Origin of the sequence: Streptococcus bovismuti (genome assembly GCF_042436615.2) — a bacterium.
In the GTDB taxonomy this organism is placed as follows: domain Bacteria; phylum Bacillota; class Bacilli; order Lactobacillales; family Streptococcaceae; genus Streptococcus.
This window is the reverse complement of the sequence record NZ_JBHMFR020000005.1, coordinates 121,831-144,511: the sequence shown is the minus strand read 5'-3', so window position 1 is coordinate 144,511 and position 22,681 is coordinate 121,831. Positions and strand designations below refer to the sequence as shown.

Below are 22,681 nucleotides of genomic sequence, written 5' to 3'. Positions count from 1 at the left end.
GAGACAGTTATTTTTTAATAGATTAGAAATAGGAGAAATCATGAGAAAAATATACTTATCTATTTTCACAAGTCTTTTGCTGATGCTAGGACTTGTCAATGTTGCTCAAGCTGATGAATATTTACGCATCGGGATGGAAGCAGCATATGCTCCCTTTAACTGGACTCAGGATGATGATAGCAATGGAGCTGTCAAAATCGATGGGACTAACCAGTATGCCAATGGATACGATGTTCAAATCGCCAAGAAAATCGCTAAGGACTTAGGTAAAGAACCTTTGGTTGTTAAAACCAAGTGGGAAGGTCTAGTCCCTGCCCTTACTTCTGGTAAGATTGACATGATTATCGCAGGTATGAGTCCTACTGCCGAGCGCAAACAAGAAATTGCCTTTTCAAGCAGTTACTATACTAGCGAACCAGTTCTACTGGTCAAAAAAGATTCTGCCTACGCAAATGCCAAATCTTTGGATGACTTTAATGGTGCAAAAATCACTTCTCAACAAGGGGTTTACCTTTACGATTTGATTGCACAAATCCCAGGTGCTAAAAAAGAAACAGCCATGGGAGACTTCGCTCAAATGCGCCAAGCTCTTGAGGCTGGTGTCATCGACGCCTATGTTTCTGAACGCCCAGAAGCTCTGACTGCTGAAGCTGCTAACTCTAAGTTCAAGATGATCCAAGTAGAACCAGGTTTCAAAACTGGGGAAGAAGATACAGCTATCGCCATTGGACTTCGTAAAGATGACAATCGTATTAGCCAAATCAATGCCAGCATTGAAACCATTTCAAAAGACGACCAAGTTGCCTTGATGGATCGTATGATCAAGGAACAACCTGCCGAAGCTACAACAACTGAAGAGACTAGCAGTAGTTTCTTTAGCCAAGTCGCTAAAATTCTTTCTGAAAACTGGCAACAACTTTTGCGTGGTGCTGGTGTCACTCTTTTAATCTCTATCGTCGGAACCATCACAGGGCTCATTATTGGGCTTGCTATTGGTGTTTTCCGTACTGCTCCTCTCTCTGAAAACAAAGCCATTTACAGCCTACAAAAACTAGCCGGTTGGATCCTCAATGTCTACATTGAAATTTTCCGTGGTACCCCAATGATCGTTCAATCGATGGTTATCTACTATGGAACTGCCCAAGCTTTCGGTATCAACCTTGACCGTACACTAGCTGCTATCTTCATCGTTTCGATCAACACCGGTGCCTACATGACTGAAATTGTTCGTGGTGGTATCCTAGCAGTTGACAAGGGACAATTTGAAGCTGCGACTGCTCTTGGTATGACTCATAACCAAACCATGCGTAAGATTGTCCTACCTCAGGTAGTCCGTAACATCCTACCAGCAACTGGTAATGAATTTGTCATCAATATCAAAGATACATCTGTATTGAACGTTATCTCAGTTGTCGAACTTTATTTCTCAGGAAATACCGTGGCAACACAAACCTATCAATACTTCCAGACATTTACAATCATCGCCGTGATTTACTTTGTCCTCACCTTCACCGTAACACGTATCCTACGCTTTATCGAACGCCGCATGGACATGGATACCTATACTACAGGTGCTAACCAAATGCAAACGGAGGATTTGAAATAATGACACAAGCAATCCTTGAAATTAAACACCTCAAAAAATCCTATGGTCAAAATGAAGTGCTAAAAGACATTTCACTCACTGTCCACAAGGGAGAGGTAATCTCTATCATCGGAAGCTCTGGAAGCGGGAAATCGACCTTCCTACGCTCTATTAACCTACTTGAAACACCAACTGATGGACAAATCCTTTATCATGGACAAAACGTCCTCGAAAAAGGCTATGACCTCACGCAATACCGTGAAAAGTTAGGGATGGTTTTCCAATCCTTTAACCTCTTTGAAAATCTCAACGTCCTTGAAAACACAATCGTCGCTCAGACAACTGTCCTTAAACGTGAACGTACAGAAGCTGAAAAGATTGCCAAAGAAAACTTGGAAAAAGTCGGCATGGGAGAACGCTACTGGCAAGCCAAACCAAAACAACTCTCAGGTGGTCAAAAACAACGTGTGGCTATTGCACGCGCCCTCTCTATGAATCCTGACGCTATTCTCTTTGATGAACCAACATCAGCTCTCGATCCAGAAATGGTTGGAGAAGTCCTCAAAATCATGCAAGATCTAGCTCAGGAAGGCTTGACTATGATTGTAGTGACTCACGAAATGGAATTTGCCCGTGATGTCTCTCACCGTGTTATCTTTATGGATAAAGGTGTAATTGCTGAAGAAGGCAAACCAGAAGACCTCTTCACCAATCCTAAAGAAGAACGTACAAAAGAATTTCTTCAACGTTATCTCAAATAAAAAGAAAAGGCTGCATCAATCGTGCAGTCTTTTTGCTGTCCTCATACTCTTCGAAAATCAAATTCAAACCACGTCAGCTTCGCCTTGCCGTACTCAAGTACAGCCTACGGCTAGCTTCCTAGTTTGCTCTTTGATTTTCATTGAGTATCAAAATGAAAAGGCAGACCCTTTTCAAGAATCCGCCATTATCCAAAGATTAATCTTCAAATTTTTCATGATTTTTTTCATAGAAATCAATTAAACCTAGAGCTGTTTCAAATGAAATATTTTTTACTTTTGCACGACCCTGCGCTAGAGCAATGATAGACATTTCACGCGCATTCGTTTCTTTAGAGATACGGTAGCCTGTGATTTTCTTATCACGAACCCAGCCAACAACTGATTCTACTTTTTCAAAGTTTGACTTAGCCATGTCCTTCTCCTATTTTCTTCTTTACGATATTTAATTGTATACGTTTTTATGACTTTTGTCAATAAAAAAACATATATTCAATAAAATTAATGATTTATTTTTCTATTACTATCTTATTAAAGTCGATAATATATAGGTTTTCCCTTGCTATAAACCATTAGTAAATACCTTTAAAATAATTGTATTATTAAATCTTTTACTTGTAAAAATATTCATGTTTTACAAATACCAGTTCGGGATAGGTTAGACAGGTTTTATACTCAACTTTATTCTATTTATCCAACTTTAAAACGATATTTCTAATAGCGAAACACTTTCTCTCCACACTATTAGTAACTATTCTTTCTCTTCTCCTTCTTTAATATTCTTCCTGCCTTTATAAGCACTTTTCACTTGCTCAACTGGTACTATTTATTTACTTTATCTTCCTTTTTTGTTTCTTTAAACCAATAAAAAGATTAGTAATTAAGAAACAATAGTATCCTATCTTTCAACATTTTCTACTGTTTTTATCTTCTTAGTATCTCATCACTCTTCTCAGTCAGTTCATTATAAGGTTTCTCATTAGTATTGATTATTTTTTCTAATTCCTATTATATTTAACCAAACCACAGATTAGCCCTATATAAAATAGTGGATTTCAAAAATACTCCTTAAATATAATAAGTAATTTTACTCCCTTACTATAAACCAAATCAAAAAACATAGGTACTATAATGAGTTGAGATAGAAATAGCGTAATCGATTTCCTAAGTCCATAGGAATCGCCCCCTTTCTTCACCCTCATTATAGCACCTATACATCAGTTGTGCAAATAATATGATATTTTTTTATTAGTCCTCAGACAAGCATATTATAGAGCGTTTCATTACCATTTAAGTTAATATAAGATGGATCAAACCCTTCCATTCGACGAATCAAACCTGCATAATCATGCTTATCTGCCAAGGCAATCCCAATCAATACTGGTCCTGTCCCCTTGCTAGCTCGTTTGATATACTCAAAACGTGTGATATCATCATTTGGCCCCAAGATATCATTTACAAACTCACGTAAGGCCCCTGGACGCTGTGGAAAATTGACCACAAAGTAATGCTTAATCCCATCATAAATCAAGGCACGCTCTTCCATTTCTGGCATACGGTTAATGTCATTATTTCCTCCAGAAATGATACAACAAATGGTTTTCCCCTTGATATATTCAGCTAAAACCTCTAAAGAGGCGATACTAGCCGCTCCAGCAGGTTCTGCGACAATCCCTTGCTTAGAGTAGAGATCAATCAAGGTTTCAGAAATCAATCCCTCATCGACACCTACCAAAGTTTGAACATGTTGACGAGTTGCCTCATAGGTCAACTGACCTACCTTCTGAACAGCAATCCCATCTGCAAATTTGTCAATTTCCTTGAGTTTGACAGGCCCACCAGCTTCAAAGGCAGCCTTCATGGAACGCGCTCCATTTGCCTCTACCCCAATGACTTCAATCTCTGGACTTGTTTCCTTGATATAAGTCGAAACTCCAGCAATGAGACCTCCGCCTCCAACAGGGACCAAAACAGCATCGAAATCAATCGATTCTTTTCGAGCTTCTTCTAAAATCTCATAAGCAACTGTCCCTTGACCAGCTTGAACATGGGCATCATCAAAGGGATCAATAAAGGTACGGTTTTCAGAAAGTGTAAATTCTTGAGCTGCTTTAGCTGAGGCATCAAAGGTATCTCCAACTAGTTTAATGTTCACGAAGTCCCCACCAAAAAATCGAACTTGACCAATTTTTTGTTGCGGAGTAGTGATGGGCATGAAAATAGTTGCAGGAATTTTCATTTCATTACAAGTATAGGCAACACCCTGTGCATGATTTCCCGCAGAAGCGCAGACTACTCCTCGTTCACGCTCTTCCTTGCTGAGCTGGGAAATGGCATAATAGGCACCGCGAATTTTAAAAGAACGAACACGTTGGGCATTTTCCTTTTTCAAATAAATCTTAGCACCATACTTCTCCGATAAATAATGGTCATAATCAAGCGGTGTATTCACAACCACACCATTCAAGACCTTATGAGCCTTGATGATATCTTTTGAACTTAACATCTTTTTCTCCTAGACTATTTCATACTTATACTCTTCGAAAGTCTCTTCAAACCACGTCAGCTTTACCTTGGAGTAGGTATGGTTACTGACTTCGTCAGTTCTATCCACAACCTCAAAACAGTGTTTTGAGCTGACTTCGTCAGTTCTATCCACAACCTCAAAACAGTGTTTTGAGCTGACTCCGTCAGTCTTATTTACAAGCTCAAAGCAGTGCTTTGAGCAGCCTACGGCTAGCTTCCTAGTTTGCTCTTTGATTTTCATTGAGTATTATCTCAATCCATCTTCTTAAAAAGAGAGATGAATTGATTATAAAAGCGAGTTAGTCCCCCAACTCGCCTTCACCTTAATTTCTATCAATTAGTTATAGATTTTGAATGCATCATCGTCGTTTTTACCAACGAAAGGCATTGCTTTACGCAATTCTGCACCAACTTTTTCAATTTCAAGGTTAGCTGCTTGTTCACGGTAAGCAGTCAATTTTGGACGTCCAGCTTTATAGTCATTTACAAAGTCATTTGCAAATTTACCATTTTGGATGTCTGCCAAGACAGCCTTCATATTTTCTTTAACTTGCTCAGTAATCACACGTGGACCTGATACATAGTCACCATATTCAGCAGTGTTTGAAATTGATTGACGCATTTTCTTGAATCCACCTTCATAGATCAAGTCAACGATCAATTTCATTTCGTGAAGAACTTCAAAGTAAGCCAATTCTGGAGCGTAACCTGCTTCTGTCAAGACTTCGAAACCTGCTTCGATAAGGGCAGTCAAACCACCACAAAGTACAGCTTGTTCACCAAACAAATCTTCTTCAGTTTCTTCTTTGTATGTTGTTTCAAGAAGACCTACACGGGCAGCTCCAACACCTTTACACCAGTCCATAGCAATGTTTTTCGCATTTCCTGTTGCATCTTGATATACTGCATAAAGAGCTGGAACACCAAATCCTTCCTCGTAAGTACGGCGTACCAAGTGTCCTGGCCCTTTAGGTGCACACATGAAGACATCTACATCCGCAGGAACTTTGATAAATTCAAAGTGAATGTTGAAACCATGAGCAAATCCAACTGCATTTCCAGCTTCCAAGTTTGGAGCAATTTCTGCTTCGTACAATTCTTGTTGGATTTCGTCTGGTGCCAAAATCATGATAACGTCAGCTAATTTAGTTGCTTCTGCTACTGTGTAAGTATCAAATCCATCTTCTTTTGCTTTGTCAAAAGATTTACCTGGACGTACACCGATGATAACATCACGACCTGAATCACGCAAGTTTTGTGCATGCGCATGTCCTTGCGAACCATAACCGATAACAGCGATTTTTTTACCGTCAAGTGCTGCTACTTTAACATCTCTTTCGTATTCCATTTGAACTGCCATAGTTTTTCTCTCTTTTCTATTATTTATTGCCTTTTAGGCTAGTTTAACAAATTTAAGTCGGATTTTTAATCGCGGGTAAATCCAGTTGCACCCGTACGAGCAATATTACGAATACCGTATGGTCGAATGACTCGCAATAAAGCTTCGCTCTTTTCTGCATTTCCCGTCATCTGAATGGTAATCGAGCTTGGTGCTACGTCTACCACTGTTGCACGGAAAGGTTGAATAATCGCTAGAATCTCAGCTCGCTTCTCAGCTGGCGCTGACATCTTAACCAAAATCACCTCGCGCTCCAAATGAGGCTTGTCTGTAATATCACGAATGCGAATCACATCAATCTGACGATTGAGCTGTTTGATAATTTGCTCCACCTCATCATGTGAAGCAACATCAATAATAATGGTAATACGCGATACATTTGGATCTTCTGTTGCTCCAACAGAGATGCTTTCAATATTAACCTGACGACGAGATAGGACACCTGTAAAGCGATTGAGGACTCCTGAACGATTTTGTAGTTTTGCTGTTAACATTCTACGCATGGAACTTCACCCCCAACATCTCATGATTACTCTTACCAGCTGGTACCATTGGTAACACCTGTTCCTTACGAGAAATATCTACCTCGATGAGCATAGGAACATTCTCAGTGATCACTTCAAGGTCTTGAGCCAAGGTCTCAGGATTGTCAAACTTATAGTTTTTAATGCCATAAGCTTGTGCCATCAATTGGAAATCAGGAAGGGTGTCAAAGACTGACTCTGATGTTCTACCTTCATAGAAGGATTCCTGCCACTGGCGAACCATTCCAAGTGAGTGGTTGTTCAGCATAACCACCTTGATTGGCACCTTGTAAATGTTCAAAATAGCCAATTCCTGGTTAGTCATTTGGAAACCGCCATCCCCAACAAACAAGACTACTTCCTTATCTGGGTTAGCAATTTTAGCACCGATTGCTGCTGGAATTCCGAATCCCATCGTTCCCAAACCACCTGAAGTCACTAACTGACGTTCATTTTGGTAAGGATAATACTGAGCTGTCCACATTTGGTGTTGACCAACGTCTGTTACCACAATGGCATCACCATTCGTCAACTCACCGATGCGTTCAATAACAGCTTGCGGCTGAACCACACGCTCTTTCTTATCATAAGAACGAACGCGGTTCTTGTCTTTGGTAACTTTTTCAATCCATTTCTCAGTATTGTTATGAACAGTTGGTTCCGCCAACAACATTTGCAAGGCTTTCTTAGCATCTCCAACTACAGGAATATCTGCACTGATAATCTTGCCAATCTCAGCTGGGTCAATATCAATGTGAGCAACCTTGGCATTCTTAGCGAAGGTCTTAGGATTTCCTGTCAAGCGGTCATCGAAACGGCAACCAATACTAATCATAAAGTCAGCTTCCGTCATGGCAATATTAGCTGCGAAAGATCCGTGCATACCTCCCATTCCAAGGAAGAGTGGATGAGTCGTTGCAATCGTACCTTGCCCCAAAAGACTGGTTACCACTGGAATTTGATAGCGCTCTGCAAATTCATTTAATTCTGCAGCAGCTTCAGCATAACTAATTCCACCACCAGCTAGCAAGACTGGCTTTTTAGCCTTGGATAATTGCTTCAAGATTTTCTTGATTTGCATATCATTCGGCTCAAGAGTCGGCTGATAGCTTGGTAGGTTCACTTCTGGTGAATAAATGAAATCTGTTTCCAAAGCAGATACGTCTTTAGGTAGGTCAATTACGACTGGCCCTGGTCGACCTGTAGTTGCGATATGGACAGCTTCCGTAATGATACGCGGAATATCTGCCGTCTCACGAACTTGGTAATTGTACTTAGTGATTGGCATGGTAATTCCCACGATGTCTGCCTCCTGAAAGGCATCCTTCCCAATCCCTGCTCGCGCAACCTGTCCTGTAAAGACCAAAAGGGGAACACTGTCGCTCATGGCATCCGCAATCCCTGTAATGGCATTTGTTGCTCCCGGTCCGCTAGTGACGACGGCAACACCCAACTTTCCAGTTGATTTGGCATAACCTTCAGCTTCATGCAGACAACCTTGCTCATGGCGTCCTAGAATGTGGCGAATGCCTTTAAAATTATATATCGCATCATAAAAAGGCAAGACTGCACCACCAGGATAACCAAAGATGGTATCAATTCCTAAATCACGAAGTGTTTCCAAAACTAGGTCCGACCCCGTCTTAGGAGATTCTAAACTGATTTTCTCCATTGTTCCCCTTTCTCTTCTCTTAAAAATAACTTGTTACTATCATACCATTTTTTCAAAATTTTTCAAGAGAAAAGAAGAAATTTTCTGAATTTTCTATTTTAACGTTTATTTATGAATGTTATTTTTGTTTTTATTAAAAAGATACCGATTTCATTTACTAAAAAAGAAAAAAGAACTGATTTCTCAGTTCTTCATTAATCTTATTCCACACTGAATAGGTATGGGTAAACAGGTTGTTGACCTTGATGAATCTCGACTTCAACATCTTCGAATTCTTCTGTGATTTCTTGGGCAATTTCATTGGCAAGTTCTTCGCTTCCGTCTTCACCGACATAGAAGGTTACAATTTCACTATCTTCATCCAACATATGTTTCAAGGTTTCTATCAAGGTTTGGTGCATATCAGGGTTTGACACGAGGATTTTCCCATCCACCATACCTAGATTATCGTTTTCATGGATTTCTAAGCCATCAATGGTTGTATCACGCACAGCTGTTGTGACGCTTCCACTAACGACATCGCTAAGAGCAGCAGTCATACGCTCTTGGTTTTCTTCTATGGACTTACTTGGATCAAAGGCGAGAAGACTTGTCAAACCTTGTGGCAAAGTACGAGCTTCCACCACTACTGCTGGTTGTTCCAAAACTTCTGCTGCAGATTGAGCTGCCATGAAGATGTTTTTGTTGTTTGGCAGGAAGATGATGTTACGAGCGTTAACCTGTTCAACAGCCTTGATAAAGTCTTCTGTTGAAGGGTTCATGGTTTGACCGCCCTCGATAACATAATCCACACCTTGAGAACGGAAGATATCTGCTAGACCTTTACCAGCCACCACAGCAATCAAAGCATACTCTTTTTCTTCAGCTGGTTTGCTAACTTGAGCAGCTTCTTTCTCAACCTGCGCTTCGTGTTGGTTACGCATATTGTCAACTTTTACCTTGACCAAGCTACCATATTTAAGACCTTCTTGCATAACAAGTCCTGGATCTTCTGTATGAACATGGACTTTGACAATTTCATCATCGTTAACAACGAGGAGAGAATCTCCAAGTTCATTCAAGTAGTTACGGAATTCGTCGTAGTCAAAATCTTTGGCATAGGTTGGACCTTGCTTAAGAGCTACCATGATTTCAGTACAGTAACCAAAGGTGATATCCTCAGTCGCTACATGACCAGCTACAGACTTGTGGTGCTCTGCATTGATCATTTCACTCATGTTAGCAGGAGTGGCTACAAAGTCCTCAGATGCAATATATTCGCCAGTAAGAGCTGAAAGGAAACCTTCGTAGATAAAGACCAATCCTTGACCACCTGAGTCCACAACACCAACTTCTTTCAATACTGGAAGCATGTCTGGTGTTTTAGCTAGAGCTGTTTTAGCACCTTCCAAGGCTGCGCGCATGACTTCAACAGCGTCATCTGTTTGCTCAGCTTTTTTCTTAGCACCGATAGCAGCCCCACGAGAAACTGTTAAAATCGTTCCTTCAACTGGTTTCATAACTGCCTTATAGGCAACTTCCACACCTGATTGGAAGGCAAGGGCCAAGTCTTGACCTGTTAACTCGTCTTTATCCTTGATGGCTTGTGAAAATCCACGGAAAAGCTGAGACGTAATAACTCCTGAGTTCCCACGCGCGCCCATCAAAAGACCTTTGGCAAGAATGCTCGCTACCTCTCCAACTGTAGAAGCTGGTTTGTCTGCAACTTCCTTAGCACCATTTTCAATGGTCATTCCCATGTTTGTTCCAGTATCTCCATCTGGAACTGGAAAGACGTTTAATGAATTGACATATTCAGCTTGCTTATTCAAACGAGTTGATGCAGCCTGCACCATTTCTTGAAATAAGCTAGTAGTAATTTTTGACACGGTTATTCTCCTACAACTTTGATATTTTGAATGTAGACATTTACAGTCTGAGCGGTAATTCCAAGTTGGTTTTCCAAACTAAATCGAACACGCTCTTGAATGTTTTTTGACACTTCGCTAATCTTTGTTCCGTAGCTCAACACGGTATATACATCAACTGCAATACTGCCATCTTCGGCCGCTTTTACGACGACACCTTTGGAATAATTTTCCTTACCTAGAAGGGCTTGGAAATTATCTTTGAGGGCATTTTTACTAGCCATACCGACCACACCAAAAATTTCAGTTGCTGCTCCACCTACAACGGTTGCAATCACTTCATCTGTTAGTTCGATTTGACCATCTTTTGTATTAATTTTTACAGTCATCCTTTTTACCTCAACTAGTTGATACTCTATTTTATCATATTTCAGCCCAAGTGTAAAAGCAGAATACTGTATCAGCGGATATTTACTCTATTTTTCAAATGATTTTATATCTACAGTAAAAGAAAAAAGACCCTAAGGTCTCCTTACTTTTATTATTAAACGCGTTCAACTTTACCTGATTTCAAAGCACGAGCTGAAGCCCAAACTTTTTTAGGTTTACCATCGATAAGAACAGTAACTTTTTGAAGGTTTGGTTTTACGGCACGTTTTGTTTGGTTCATCGCGTGTGAACGGTTGTTTCCTGATACAGTCTTACGACCTGTAAAGTAACATACTTTAGCCATTTGTGTTTTCCTCCTATTAGATCTAATATAGCGGATGTGCTAGCACCACATACTGTACTATGTTATCACACTTTCTTCATTTTTGCAAGGGAATTGGAAGATTTTTTTATTTAACGTAGACAATTCCCAACTTCCCAAAGGCCACATCTCCACGGATAATCAAGGTTTTGCTGGTTGGCGCTAGAGGAGTATCTGCCTTGGCTACGCCACAGAAAGTTTCTACCTTTAAATCAACTCCCCAATGTTTAGGAACATAGATAACTGCATTCCCAAAACCGACTTCCACTTTCAGAGTTGCGCTATCTCCTAAAATCTCTGCATTGTCATAATATATCTTGGCATTTCCAAAACCAACTTCTACTTGGTCGTCTACCAATTCTTGATTTTGCTTGTAGAAAGTCCCAGTCCCAAAAGCAACTTCCTTATCTGTAAGAATGGTCTTTTTACCATCATACCACCATTTTTTCCCATTCCAAGTTCTGTTAGAATGAGTGAGTGCGCTGACACCCATTACGATTAAAATACTTGCCCAGAACAATGACTGATTGGGAATTGGTAAAATGCCATAAAAGTGGTTAGCAATCATTAAGGCTACTAGAGCTGTAAAAGAGGCTGAAGTTAAGTGACGACGCAACAAAGCTCCAACTGATTGATAGGCAAAAAATGCAATACCAAGCAAGGGCCAAATTTGCCCACCGAATGAAGGGATTCCAAAATTTCCTTGTAATAATATTAAAGCTGCCAATACTAGCAACACAATACCAAATGCTTTCTTTTTCATGTTCTTACCTCATGTTTCTTAGATTTTCTTTTAGGAGGGATTGGTAATGTCGTGAGACATGAACCTCCTTGTGGGTCTGATAAAAGGAAATGGTGCCCGTTCCTGAAAAGGACTTGTCCACCGAGTAAACTTGCCGAATATTAGCAATGGTCGACTTGGATACTCGACTGAAATAACGGGGCAGGATAGACTCTAACTCATAGAGTTTAAGTCGAACCTCGTAGGCATCTTTCTGGGTATGGGCGTAAATCTTGTTCCCCTCTGTTTCAAAGAAAAGAATTTCCGACAAGTCCAGATAATATTCACCCGTCCCCTTGTAAAAAATCAACCTAGGAGACTTGGATTCTTGCAAGAGGCGCTGTAAATCCGCAATCTCATCTGTCAAAGCCGCTGCCTTGATGACAATTTCAGTTTCCTCTAAATTGCTGTCAATTTCGATTCGTAACTTCATTCCATATCCTTTCTGACTCTACTATATCAAAGCCAAAATAAGAAAACAAGAGCAAAAAAGCAAGTGGTTACTTTAACCCCGTAAGTGGTTGTAGGGCCACCTTAACTTGCAGGTCAAAATAGAAAGAAAATCACACCCCACACAAGACCAAAAATATAACCAACCACTACATCCTTGAGATAATGCACGCCACCTGAGACTCTCGCTAGACCGAGGAAAGCTGACAAGACCAATAAGATAACCCCTACAGATAAACTAGCATGCAAGCAAGCCATGGAGATAATGGTTGCTGAAAAGACATGACGACTGGGCATAGACTGACCAGGGCTATCTCTGTCAAGCAAAGGTTTAATATCCCATTCCTCATAAGGCCTAGGGGCATTGATTTTCTTACGAAGAAAGGATAAAATCACAAAACCTGATGCAGGGATAAACAAATAGATTCCGACCTGTTTCCCAAGTCCTTGTTGGAGATAGGTAGTTGCTAACAAGGTTAGATAAATCATAGGCATAACTGCCGTCATGAACCGATTGAAAGTTCTTAACAAGCTCAGAAGAAAGGGCCTATTTTCAATGTTACCAGCAATGTGGTCATACCATTCTTGATAATTTTTCATATATTTTCTCATCACTTACTCAAATTTTACTTATAGGGAAGCACTTGTCTTCTAGTATAGTGCAGAAAAAGAAGGCCGTCAAGCCTTCTTTGGGTTTATTCTTCTGCTTCGTCTTCTGTAAATTGACTGTTGTAGAGGTCAGCGTAGAAACCAGCTTGCGCCATCAGCTCATCATGATTTCCTTGCTCGATGATATTACCATTCTTCATAACAAGAATCAAATCAGCATTTCGGACGGTAGACAAGCGGTGAGCGATGACAAAGGAAGTTCTTCCCTCCATCAAACGATCCATGGCTTTCTGAATCAATTCCTCTGTACGGGTATCAACAGAAGAAGTCGCCTCATCTAGGATTAGGAGTGGCGCATCTTTCAGCAAAGCACGAGCGATAGTCAAGAGTTGTTTTTGTCCGACAGACAAGGTCACTGTATCATCCAAGACGGTATCGTAACCATCTGGTAGTGTCATGATAAAGTGGTGAATCCCTACAGCCTTGCTGGCTTCAATCACGCGCTCATCACTAATCCCCTCTTGGTTATAGATAAGATTGTCGCGAATGGTTCCTTCAAAGAGCCAAGTATCCTGCAAGACCATTGAAAAGGCATCGTGTACTTCCGAACGCTTCATATCCTTGGTATCCACACCATCGATACGGATACTTCCCTTATCAATCTCATAGAACTTCATCAAAAGATTGACAATAGTTGTCTTACCAGCCCCAGTCGGTCCGACAATGGCAACCTTTTGACCTGCATGAGCCGTCGCAGAAAAGTCATGGATAATGGTTCGCTCTGGTGTGTAACCAAAGGAGACTCGATCAAAGACTACTTGACCTTTCATATCGATCAATTGTCTTTCTTTATGGGATTCGTCTTCCATTTCCTCTTCAGCTAGGAATTCGAAGACACGTCCCATGGCTGCACTAGCCTGCTGAAGACTAGTAATCCCTTGGGCAATTTGTGAAAGAGGCTGAGAAAAGATACGAACGTAGGCCATAAAGGCAACAATAATCCCGATACTAATCTGCCCATTCAGAGCCAAGGCTGCCCCAACGATAATCACTAGGGCATAGCTAAAGTTCCCAATAAACATCATAATCGGCATCATAATCCCTGAAATAAACTGAGATTTCCAGATACTGTCATACAGACGATAGTTTAAGGTCGCAAATTCTTCTTTGGTGCTCTCGATAGCATTGTAACTGGTCACCACATTATGGCCAGAGTACATTTCCTCCACATAACCATTTACAGCCGCCAAATCCTGTTGCTGACTCTTAAAGAAGCCCTGCGATTTGCCCATAAAAACGGACACGAAAGCAAAACCGATAAGAGTTGAAACAACCGTCACTAAGGCTAAAATCCAGTTCATCCCAAACATGGTCACCAAAACTGCCACGACCAATAAAGTGGATGAAAGAACTGTCCCCAGACTTTGATTGAGGGACTGTGCTGCAGTGTCAACGTCATTAGTCACACGAGACAAGGTATCTCCTTGAGAGTGTCCATCAAAATATCTCAATGGTAGGCGATTAATTTTATCTGCAATAGCTTTTCTCAAACGCTCTGAAAAACGTTGAATGGCTGTTGTAAACAGAAAGGCCTGCAAATAATTTGATAGGAGTCCAATCACATAAATCACGGCCAAAAAACCACCAATGGCTGCAACCGCCGCGACATCCACACTTGTTGCCAGATCACTGGCAATGATATTGGTCATTTCCTTGATTCGGGTTGGGCCATAAACAGTAATGATATTGGATACGATTGTTGCTAGAAAGGCAATCAGAAGGGCAAACTGGAGACCTGCAAGATAGGGTTTACTTTGTTTCCAAAGAGACATTTTTTTATTTTCCATGTTCCAATTCCTCCTTCGATAGTTGTGAATAGGCAATTTCTTGGTAAACTTCGTTATTAGCTAGAAGTTCCTTGTGGGTGCCTTGTCCCACGACTTTACCTTGATCCAAGACCAAAATCAAATCTGCATCCATAATCGTTGAAATACGCTGTGCAACGATAAGTTTGGTCATAGATTTTGTTTTCTCTGCTAACTCTTGGCGTAGAACACGATCTGTCTTGTAGTCCAAGGCTGAGAAGGAGTCATCAAAGATGAGGATTTCTGGCTTCCTAGCCAAAGCGCGCGCAATAGCCAGACGCTGTCTTTGACCACCTGAGAAGTTGGTTCCTCCTTGGGCCACTTCTGACGCCAAGCCAGCTTCCTTGTCTTCGATAAAGTTCTTAGACTGGGCCAACTCCAAAGCCTGCCACATGGCCTGCTCACTAAGCGGTGTTTCTTGACTCTGTCCAAAGTCTAAATTGTCCTTGACATTACCTGAAAAGAGAACCGCTGTCTGAGGAATATAACCAACCTTGTTGCGCAAATCTTCTAAGGCATAGTCTTGAACATTGACACCGTCTACCAGAATTTCTCCTGCTGATACATCGTAGAAACGTGGAATCAGATTGACCAGAGTTGATTTACCAGAACCTGTTGACCCAATAAAGGCCACTGTTTGACCAGCTTCTGCTCGAAAGCTAACATGCTCGATAACTGCCTCCGAATTTGCCGCATAGCGGAAGGTCACATCCTTAAATTCGACCTGACCTTTGAGGTTTTCATCAGACTGCTGCACTTGAGCAGGATTTTGGATAGAGGAATGCAAATCTAGAACTTGATTGATCCGCTTAGCAGAAACCATGGTTCGGGGAAGAACGATGAAGAGCGCCCCCATGAGAAGGAAGCCCATGACAACCTGCATGGCATAAGACATGAAAACAACCATGTCACTAAAGAGAGGCAGACGCGCTGTCGGAGCAGCATCGTTGATTACATAGGCCCCAATCCAGTAAATCGCCACACTTAAACCACTTGAAATTCCCATCATGATGGGGTTTAAAATAGCCATGAGACGATTGACAAACAAATTCAAGCGTGTCAGCTCATCATTTGCTGCTGCAAATTTTTCATTTTGGTAATCTTCTGCATTGTAGGCACGAACAACACGAATACCTGCTAAGCTTTCACGAGTGACACTGTTCAATTTATCAGTCAGACTTTGAATCAAGGACTGTTTTAGAAAGGCTAGCGTCATCAAAACTGTTGTCATCAAAACATTGACAATCACTGCCACAAGCACAGCCCAGAGCCAGTATTCTGAATGACCTAAAATCTTCCCGATAGCCCAGATAGCCATAATCGGACCACGCGTAACTACTTGCAAGCCCATGGTAATCAACATCTGAACCTGAGTAATATCATTGGTGGTACGCGTCAAAAGACTAGGAATAGAGAATTTCTTAATCTCTGTCTGCGAGTAATCCAAAACTCGGTTAAAAATATCGCTTCTCAACCTACTAGTATAAGAAGCAGCTACTCTGGACGCAAAAAATCCAACTGCAACTGCGGATAAGAAGGCAAGAAAGGACATTCCCACCATCATACCTGCTGGCTGCCACAACTCATCCAAGTTGGTTCCCTGAGTTCCCAGTAAATCCGTGATTTTAGAGATATAGGTCGGCACTTCCAACTCTAGATAAACCGAAAAGCAGGTAAAGAGAATGGCTAGTAAAATCATCCCCCATTCTTTTCTACTAATTCGTTTGGCTAATTTCTTCATTCTCTCCTCCTATTCTCTTGATATTTTCCTGTAGTTGATTGAGGACTTTCTCAAAAATCAGTAATTCATCTTCATCTACGCCTGCCAACAACTGCTTGTCTATCCGTTTAAAAAAGGCCTTAATCTCTTGCATTTGAGAACGCGATTTGTCTGTCAGACGAACAAACTTAGCCCGCTTATCGACAGGACTCACCTCCAATTCCACCAAACCATTTTGCACCATACGCTTGACCAAATTACTAGCAACAGACTTGCTAATATTGAGTTCCTGCTCGATATCTTTAATCAAGACCAAGTCTTGATTTTTCTCACGATTATCCAAAAAACGCAACACCTGACCTTGCGGTCCACCCATAAACTCAATACCACAACGTTTGGCTTCCTTTTGTACCATCAAATGAATCTGATGACCAAAACGCTTAAAGACTAACATCGGTTTATCCATAATTACTCCTTTCTAATCCTTGTATTTAGTTCTCCTAGGAACTAAATAAGTTTTCATGAGAACTATTTTATCACTTTGAGGAGGGATGTCAAGAAAAAAGTTTCCTAGAGAACTATTTTAGTTTAAATTGACATTAGGCAATATTTTTTATATAATAAGCACTTACTACTGTGGATAGAAATCCATTCACTTAATGAAGGAAGAAAACTTTCAAATGAAACCAGAAGAACAAAGAGTTTTAGGAATCTTAGCAACCATTTTTGGAGCCATCGCACTTTTAGGATCCTGGATCCCGTTTATTAACTATCCATCGTTGTTCATCGCCATCGTCGCATTTATCTTGGGAATTATCGGCCTTATCGTCAACCTCAAAAAACGGAAAAAAATGGCTATTATCGGAACATCCCTGGCAGTTGCCTCTGTTGTACTTTTCTTTACGACTCAGGTACTATACGCTGATGTCTACAAAGAGTATGCCAAGGAGTTTAACCGTTCCTACATGGATACGAGTGCCTCAATGGAACGCGAAGAAGAAAGTGGCTTGACAGACGATACCTTCACCTGGACCCAAGAACAGTTCGACGCCTTAATCGAAGGTGACCTTGACAACAAAGGAAAAGGTGGTACCAACTACAAGGATATTATCAACAAACACGGAAAGCCAGATTCCGAGTTTGACTTCACTCTTGGGGGTTACGATACGAAAAAAATCACCTATATCTCCATTGGATACAAGACCAAGACTGTTACCTTAACTTTTGCAAAACAGGACAATGGAGAGCTCTTGCTCGTCCAAAAACATGCAGTCGGTCTAGGTCTAGAAAAAAGCAAGCAACAAAACGATTCTGAAACCAGATTCTAAGTTCAAATATCAAAAAAACGAACAGCTAGTAAAACTGTTCGTTTTTCTATTAGAATCCATCTACGTTTGTGTAGATCTTTTGTACGTCTTCGTCGTCCTCAAGAACGCTGTAAAGTTTTTCAAAGGTTTCAAGGTCATCGCCTGACAATTCCACTTCTGACTGAGGAATCATTTCCAATTCAGTCACTTGGAATTCTTCGATACCTGACTCACGAAGGGCAACAATAGCCTTGTGAAGGTCAGTTGGAGCTGTGTAAACTGTGATTGTTCCTTCTTCTGCTTCTACATCATCCACATCCACATCTGCTTCAAGCAATTGCTCAAAGACTGCATCGGCATCTTCACCTGCAAATACGATAACTCCCTTGTTGTCAAAGAGGTATGAAACCGAACCTGAAGCGCCCATGTTCCCGCCGTTTTTACCAAAGGCTGCACGGACATTAGCCGCTGTACGGTTGACATTTGAAGTCAAAGTATCAACAATCAGCATAGAGCCATTTGGTCCAAACCCTTCGTAACGTCCTTCTGTAAAGGTTTCATCTGTATTTCCTTTAGCCTTGTCCAAAGCCTTATCGATAACGTGTTTTGGCACTTGGGCTTGTTTAGCACGGTCGATAACGAACTTCAAGGCTGAGTTTGATTCTGGATCTGGATCACCTTTTTTAGCTGCTACATAGATTTCTACACCAAATTTTGCATATACTTTAGAGTTAGCTCCATCTTTAGCCGTTTTCTTGGCTACGATATTGGCCCATTTACGTCCCATTAGGAATCTCCTTTTTTCACATTTTAATCTTTCTTATTATAACACAAGTTTTTTCGATTTTCACTAGAGGAAATGGATTTTATTTAGCAAATCAAGCTAGGATGGTACTTTTGTTGCTAAGATTGCCTTACCTTCTTTTATCAAGGGGTGACGGAACAGTGAGAAATAAAGTTGGATAGTCATTACAACCCAGATAAGGGGTTCGCAAAGGATAACTCCCCTATAGCCTGCCCAAGGGATAATCAAGACCACAAAAGCGATTTTCCCGATTAGTTCTATAAAACTAGAAAGCAGAGGAAGGACTTTTTGCCCCAAGCCCTGCAAGCAATTGCGATAAATCAACAAGAGACTCAAAATAGGATAAAAGGCTGAACTGATTTGCAGATAGAGACTTCCATTTTCTACCAAGTAGCTATCCGTCGAACTAGCCAAGAAGGAAACCAAGGCAGGACTGGCAAAAAAGAGAAAGACACATACAAAAACTGCCCAGGATGCACTTAAACGACTGCCGATTCGTAGGCCTTGAACAATACGGTCTGGGCGCTTAGCTCCTAGATTCTGAGAAGCAAAGGTCGTCATCGAGGCAGAAATAGCGGTCATAGGAAGGAGTGCAAAGGCCATAATACGGCGAGCCGCCGTCTGGGCACTAATAATCACTGCTCCAAAAGTATTAACTGAAGACTGTAAAATCACACTGCCGATGGACACAATTGAACTCATCAAGCCCATAGCCAAACCTTGCTCCAAGAGATCCGCGTACAAGGCCTTATCCCATTTGAAATGCTTGAGTTGAGGCAAAAGTTCTGGCACACTTTTACGGATATAATAAAAGCAGAGAACCGCTGATAAGCCTTGCGAAATGATGGTAGCAAGTCCCGCGGATTGAACTCCCAGATGCAATTGCGTAATGAAATAGAGATCCAGAACCACATTAACCAAGGCAGAAAAAATCAAAAATCCAAGGGCAGCTAAACTGTCCCCAATAGACCGCAACAAGCCTGCAAAAAGATTATAAGCAAAGCTGACACCAACACAGGTCACAATCATAGAAATATATTGATAGGACTGAGAAAGAATTTCTGCAGGGGTATCCAAGTACTGTAAAAGTGGATACAGTCCCAGAAAACCCATCATCATGACCACAATACTCAAAAGAGCACCTAAAATCCAAGTGGCTGCTACTGCTTCTTTAATTTTAGTGAAATTCCGAGCCCCATAATAGCGAGCAATGACAATCCCCATGCCATTGCCAACACCAAGAGTAAAACCTACAATCAGGTCAAAAATCGCTGTCGTCGCTCCTACTGCAGCCAAGGATTCTTGACCAAGAAATCGTCCAACAATCAAGACATCAGCAGTATTATAGAGCTGTTGAAAAATATTGGACAACAAGATTGGTAAGGCGAAGCTTAAGAGCGAGGGAAGAATGAGACCATGTATCAAGTCCACTGTTCGTTTTTTATTCATAAGGCTATTATATCAGCTTTCTAGAGGAGCGACAAGAAACAGCAAACTATAGGCAATCTGAAATATTGAACAAAGAATCGAAAAAGCAGTGGATTCCTCCACTACTTTGACAGCTTATTCTTCAATTTCGATTTCAAGCTCATCGCCTAGGTCAAGAGTTACTTCTTCATTCACAGAATCCGCTTGAACTGCTTCTTCTTTTTTGCTTTCAGCAGCTTCTTCACCATCAATCAAACCAAATTGAACACGGACTTGATGATCAATCTCATCAAAGACTTCTGGGTTATCTGCCAAGTATTTCTTAGCATTTTCAGAACCTTGCCCAATTTTCTCATCCTTGTAAGAGTACCAAGCTCCTGCTTTTTTGATGATATCCAAATCGCTTGCGATTTTCAAGAGCTCACCAGTCTTAGAAATCCCTTCTCCGTACATGATTTCAACGAAGGCTTCCTTAAATGGTGGAGCCACCTTGTTTTTCACGACCTTGATCTTGGTTTCTTTACCGACATTGGTATCTTTTTGGTCACCAGTTCCCTTGATTTGTGTGCTTCCACGAACATCCAGACGCACTGAAGCGTAGAATTTCAAAGCACGTCCACCAGGAGTTGTTTCTGGATTTCCAAACATGACCCCAACTTTTTCACGCAATTGGTTGATAAAGATGGCAATTGTTTTGGTTTTATTGATAGAAGCACCAAGTTTACGCATAGCCTGGCTCATCATACGAGCCTGCAAACCAACGTGGCTATCACCGATATCTCCATCAATTTCCGCACGAGGGACAAGGGCCGCAACTGAGTCGACTACGACAAGATCCACGGCTCCTGAGTCAATCAATTTTCCTGCAATCTCAAGACCTTGCTCTCCTGAGTCTGGTTGTGACAAGAGCAATTCGTCAATGTTGACACCAAGGGCCGCAGCATAAGCTGGATCAAGGGCATGTTCCGCATCGATAAAGGCAGCAATACCACCTTCTTTTTGTGCTTGCGCAACTGCATGAAGGGCAACCGTTGTCTTACCAGATGACTCTGGCCCATAGATTTCAATGATACGTCCCTTAGGATAACCACCTGAACCAAGGGCAATGTCAAGAGCCAAAGAACCTGAGCTCATCACTTGCACCTTTTGCTCCGCACGTTCACCCAAACGCATGATTGAACCCTTACCAAAGTCTTTCTCAATCAATTTAAGAGCGTCATTCAAGGCTTTTTCACGTTCTGCCCCGAATTTTTTTGAAATTTCATCTAATTTTTTTGGTTTTTTCGCCATTCTATTCTCCTACATTCTAATGGTCCTCAGACCTATCTACTATTATATCAAAAGTTAGTCACTTAATAAAGCCTTGCGAACTAGGTTAAAGGCATGCATAACCGCAATGTGACGTACATCTGCTCGACTTCTGCCTCCAATATTGACCTTGATGACCTCAGTTCCTTGCTCTTGAGCCAAGCCTATGAAGACTGTCCCAGCTGGATGTCCTTCTAGGCTATCTGGCCCTGCCACACCAGTCAAACTAAGGCCAAAATCAGACTGGGTCTTGATTCGTGCCTGCTCAGCCATCTTCTGTGCTGTAAATTCAGACACCACACCCTGTTCTTCCAAATCCTTGACAGGAATATCCAACATCTTTGATTTTTCCTCCAAGCTATAGGTTACAAAACCACCCTTAAATATACTTGAAGCACCCGAAAAATCCGCTACCCTAGCTTGGAAAAGACCAGCCGTCAAACTCTCAGCAGACGTGATGGTTTTCCCTTGCCTTTTCAGTTCTTCTACCACAATGCTAGCTAAACTAGTTTCTTCCCCATAACCATAACAAAGATCTCGTAAAGAAAGGCCTTCAAAGGTCTGGCGACCTAAGATTTGATTTTCCAAGATATCCAGCACTTGATTCGCCTCTTCTTGGCTGCTAGCTTTTGTTGACAGACGCAGAGTGACTTCTCCTGTCTTAGCATAAGGGGCCAAGGTCGGATCGGTTTGATTATCAATCAAATCAGACAAAATCGTAACCAACTGGCTCTCGCCAATCCCAAAGAAACGAAGAACTCGGGAATGCAGCTTGCTCCCTGTCATCAACTTGGGTAGAAGTTGGTTTAAAACCATAGGTTTTAATTCACTTGGTGGACCTGGAAGGACAACGTAGGTCACTCCATCGACTTCCAATATTCCTCCCACAGCCAGTCCTGTTTCATTTGGCAGTGGAATCGCTCCTTCTACAAGTTGAGCTTGTCTTTCGTTATTCGGTGTTCGGGCATAGTCTGGTCTCTGGGCAAAAAAGACATCCAACTTCTCCTGCGCCTGAGGATCAAAGACTAATTCTTTCTCTAAAAATTTAGCCAGAGTTTGTTTGGTCAAATCGTCCTCAGTTGGCCCTAAACCACCTGTCAAAATCACTAGACTACTACGTTGACTGGCAATTTCGAGCAAAGACAAGAGACGAGCTTCATTGTCTCCTACAGCCGTCTGAAAATATACATCTACCCCAATCTCTGCTAGTTTTTCCGACAAAAACTGAGCATTGGTATTGACAATCTGTCCTGTCAAAATCTCTGTTCCAACAGCAATGATTTCTGCTTTCATGTTTCCTCCTACCTATCTATTCGTATTTTTTTGAAAAAATCGCAGGAAATTTC

General features: G+C 41.3%; 21 protein-coding genes. 3 read left to right on the top strand and 18 right to left on the bottom strand.

What is annotated here, in order from left to right:
* The first annotated feature begins 40 nt into the window (after window positions 1-40).
* Together ACERDH_RS06870 and ACERDH_RS06865 are read left to right on the top strand one after the other, a co-directional pair.
* Window positions 41-1,606 carry an ABC transporter substrate-binding protein/permease gene (locus ACERDH_RS06870; RefSeq protein ID WP_386684710.1) on the top strand — a complete coding sequence of 522 codons (1,566 nt, stop codon included), beginning with the start codon at window positions 41-43 and terminating at the stop codon, window positions 1,604-1,606.
* Complete coding sequence (locus ACERDH_RS06865; protein ID WP_004262060.1) at window positions 1,606-2,346, top strand: amino acid ABC transporter ATP-binding protein; 741 nt, start codon at window positions 1,606-1,608, stop codon at window positions 2,344-2,346. The genes ACERDH_RS06870 and ACERDH_RS06865 overlap by 1 nt, the downstream gene beginning before the upstream one ends.
* 196 nt (window positions 2,347-2,542) lie before the next feature.
* Here ACERDH_RS06865 and ACERDH_RS06860 read toward each other — a convergent pair whose 3' ends face one another.
* From ACERDH_RS06860 to ACERDH_RS06795, 14 genes are all read right to left on the bottom strand, one after another.
* Window positions 2,543-2,758: a capsule biosynthesis transcriptional regulator gene (locus tag ACERDH_RS06860; protein ID WP_001130036.1), complete on the bottom strand. Its 216-nt coding sequence runs from the start codon at window positions 2,756-2,758 to the stop codon at window positions 2,543-2,545.
* A gap of 840 nt (window positions 2,759-3,598) precedes the next feature.
* A complete protein-coding gene (gene ilvA, locus ACERDH_RS06855; RefSeq protein ID WP_386684726.1) occupies window positions 3,599-4,849 on the bottom strand; it encodes a threonine ammonia-lyase IlvA in 1,251 nt (416 codons plus the stop codon).
* Between the two features lie 357 nt (window positions 4,850-5,206).
* Entirely contained in the window at window positions 5,207-6,229 is a 1,023-nt protein-coding gene (ilvC, locus tag ACERDH_RS06850) for a ketol-acid reductoisomerase (protein ID WP_227325521.1), read from the bottom strand.
* 65 nt (window positions 6,230-6,294) lie between these two features.
* Complete coding sequence (gene ilvN, locus ACERDH_RS06845) at window positions 6,295-6,771, bottom strand: acetolactate synthase small subunit (protein ID WP_001253803.1); 477 nt, start codon at window positions 6,769-6,771, stop codon at window positions 6,295-6,297.
* On the bottom strand, window positions 6,764-8,464 hold the full coding sequence (locus tag ACERDH_RS06840; protein ID WP_020900041.1) for an acetolactate synthase large subunit: 1,701 nt from the start codon (window positions 8,462-8,464) through the stop codon (window positions 6,764-6,766). Before ACERDH_RS06840 ends, ilvN begins: the two co-directional genes overlap by 8 nt.
* Before the next feature lie 200 nt (window positions 8,465-8,664).
* On the bottom strand, window positions 8,665-10,332 hold the full coding sequence (locus ACERDH_RS06835) for a DAK2 domain-containing protein (protein WP_070528646.1): 1,668 nt from the start codon (window positions 10,330-10,332) through the stop codon (window positions 8,665-8,667).
* 2 nt (window positions 10,333-10,334) lie between these two features.
* Window positions 10,335-10,700: an Asp23/Gls24 family envelope stress response protein gene (locus ACERDH_RS06830; RefSeq protein ID WP_000216437.1), complete on the bottom strand. Its 366-nt coding sequence runs from the start codon at window positions 10,698-10,700 to the stop codon at window positions 10,335-10,337.
* A 155-nt stretch (window positions 10,701-10,855) separates the two neighbouring features.
* The gene (gene rpmB / locus ACERDH_RS06825; RefSeq protein WP_001140948.1) at window positions 10,856-11,044 is read right to left on the bottom strand and encodes a 50S ribosomal protein L28; all 189 of its coding nucleotides are present in this window, start codon (window positions 11,042-11,044) and stop codon (window positions 10,856-10,858) included.
* A 106-nt stretch (window positions 11,045-11,150) separates the two neighbouring features.
* Window positions 11,151-11,825 carry a LiaF transmembrane domain-containing protein gene (locus ACERDH_RS06820; RefSeq protein ID WP_020902725.1) on the bottom strand — a complete coding sequence of 225 codons (675 nt, stop codon included), beginning with the start codon at window positions 11,823-11,825 and terminating at the stop codon, window positions 11,151-11,153.
* A gap of 4 nt (window positions 11,826-11,829) precedes the next feature.
* A complete protein-coding gene (locus tag ACERDH_RS06815) occupies window positions 11,830-12,276 on the bottom strand; it encodes a LytTR family DNA-binding domain-containing protein (RefSeq protein WP_020901878.1) in 447 nt (148 codons plus the stop codon).
* 113 nt (window positions 12,277-12,389) lie between these two features.
* Window positions 12,390-12,893, bottom strand: a complete 504-nt coding sequence (locus tag ACERDH_RS06810) for a phosphatase PAP2 family protein (RefSeq protein ID WP_033685562.1) — start codon at window positions 12,891-12,893, stop codon at window positions 12,390-12,392.
* A gap of 95 nt (window positions 12,894-12,988) precedes the next feature.
* Entirely contained in the window at window positions 12,989-14,749 is a 1,761-nt protein-coding gene (locus ACERDH_RS06805) for an ABC transporter ATP-binding protein (RefSeq protein ID WP_386684782.1), read from the bottom strand.
* Window positions 14,739-16,508, bottom strand: coding sequence for an ABC transporter ATP-binding protein (locus tag ACERDH_RS06800; RefSeq protein ID WP_386684785.1), 1,770 nt, complete (start codon window positions 16,506-16,508; stop codon window positions 14,739-14,741). The genes ACERDH_RS06805 and ACERDH_RS06800 overlap by 11 nt, the downstream gene beginning before the upstream one ends.
* Window positions 16,483-16,953, bottom strand: coding sequence for a MarR family winged helix-turn-helix transcriptional regulator (locus ACERDH_RS06795; protein WP_386684788.1), 471 nt, complete (start codon window positions 16,951-16,953; stop codon window positions 16,483-16,485). Before ACERDH_RS06795 ends, ACERDH_RS06800 begins: the two co-directional genes overlap by 26 nt.
* A 214-nt stretch (window positions 16,954-17,167) precedes the next feature.
* Between ACERDH_RS06795 and ACERDH_RS06790 the strand changes: the two genes are divergently transcribed.
* Complete coding sequence (locus tag ACERDH_RS06790; protein ID WP_386684791.1) at window positions 17,168-17,815, top strand: DUF4190 domain-containing protein; 648 nt, start codon at window positions 17,168-17,170, stop codon at window positions 17,813-17,815.
* Window positions 17,816-17,864: 49 nt separating this feature from the next.
* Here the strand turns inward: ACERDH_RS06790 and ACERDH_RS06785 are convergent, their stop codons facing one another.
* The 4 genes from ACERDH_RS06785 to ACERDH_RS06770 form a co-directional block, all read right to left on the bottom strand.
* Window positions 17,865-18,581, bottom strand: a complete 717-nt coding sequence (locus tag ACERDH_RS06785; protein WP_000532882.1) for a YebC/PmpR family DNA-binding transcriptional regulator — start codon at window positions 18,579-18,581, stop codon at window positions 17,865-17,867.
* A 96-nt stretch (window positions 18,582-18,677) separates the two neighbouring features.
* Window positions 18,678-20,048: an MATE family efflux transporter gene (locus ACERDH_RS06780; RefSeq protein WP_386684795.1), complete on the bottom strand. Its 1,371-nt coding sequence runs from the start codon at window positions 20,046-20,048 to the stop codon at window positions 18,678-18,680.
* Between the two features lie 114 nt (window positions 20,049-20,162).
* Window positions 20,163-21,317, bottom strand: coding sequence for a recombinase RecA (recA, locus tag ACERDH_RS06775; protein ID WP_125446768.1), 1,155 nt, complete (start codon window positions 21,315-21,317; stop codon window positions 20,163-20,165).
* A 54-nt stretch (window positions 21,318-21,371) separates the two neighbouring features.
* Window positions 21,372-22,628, bottom strand: coding sequence for a competence/damage-inducible protein A (locus tag ACERDH_RS06770; RefSeq protein WP_386684798.1), 1,257 nt, complete (start codon window positions 22,626-22,628; stop codon window positions 21,372-21,374).
* Window positions 22,629-22,681 lie beyond the last annotated feature (53 nt).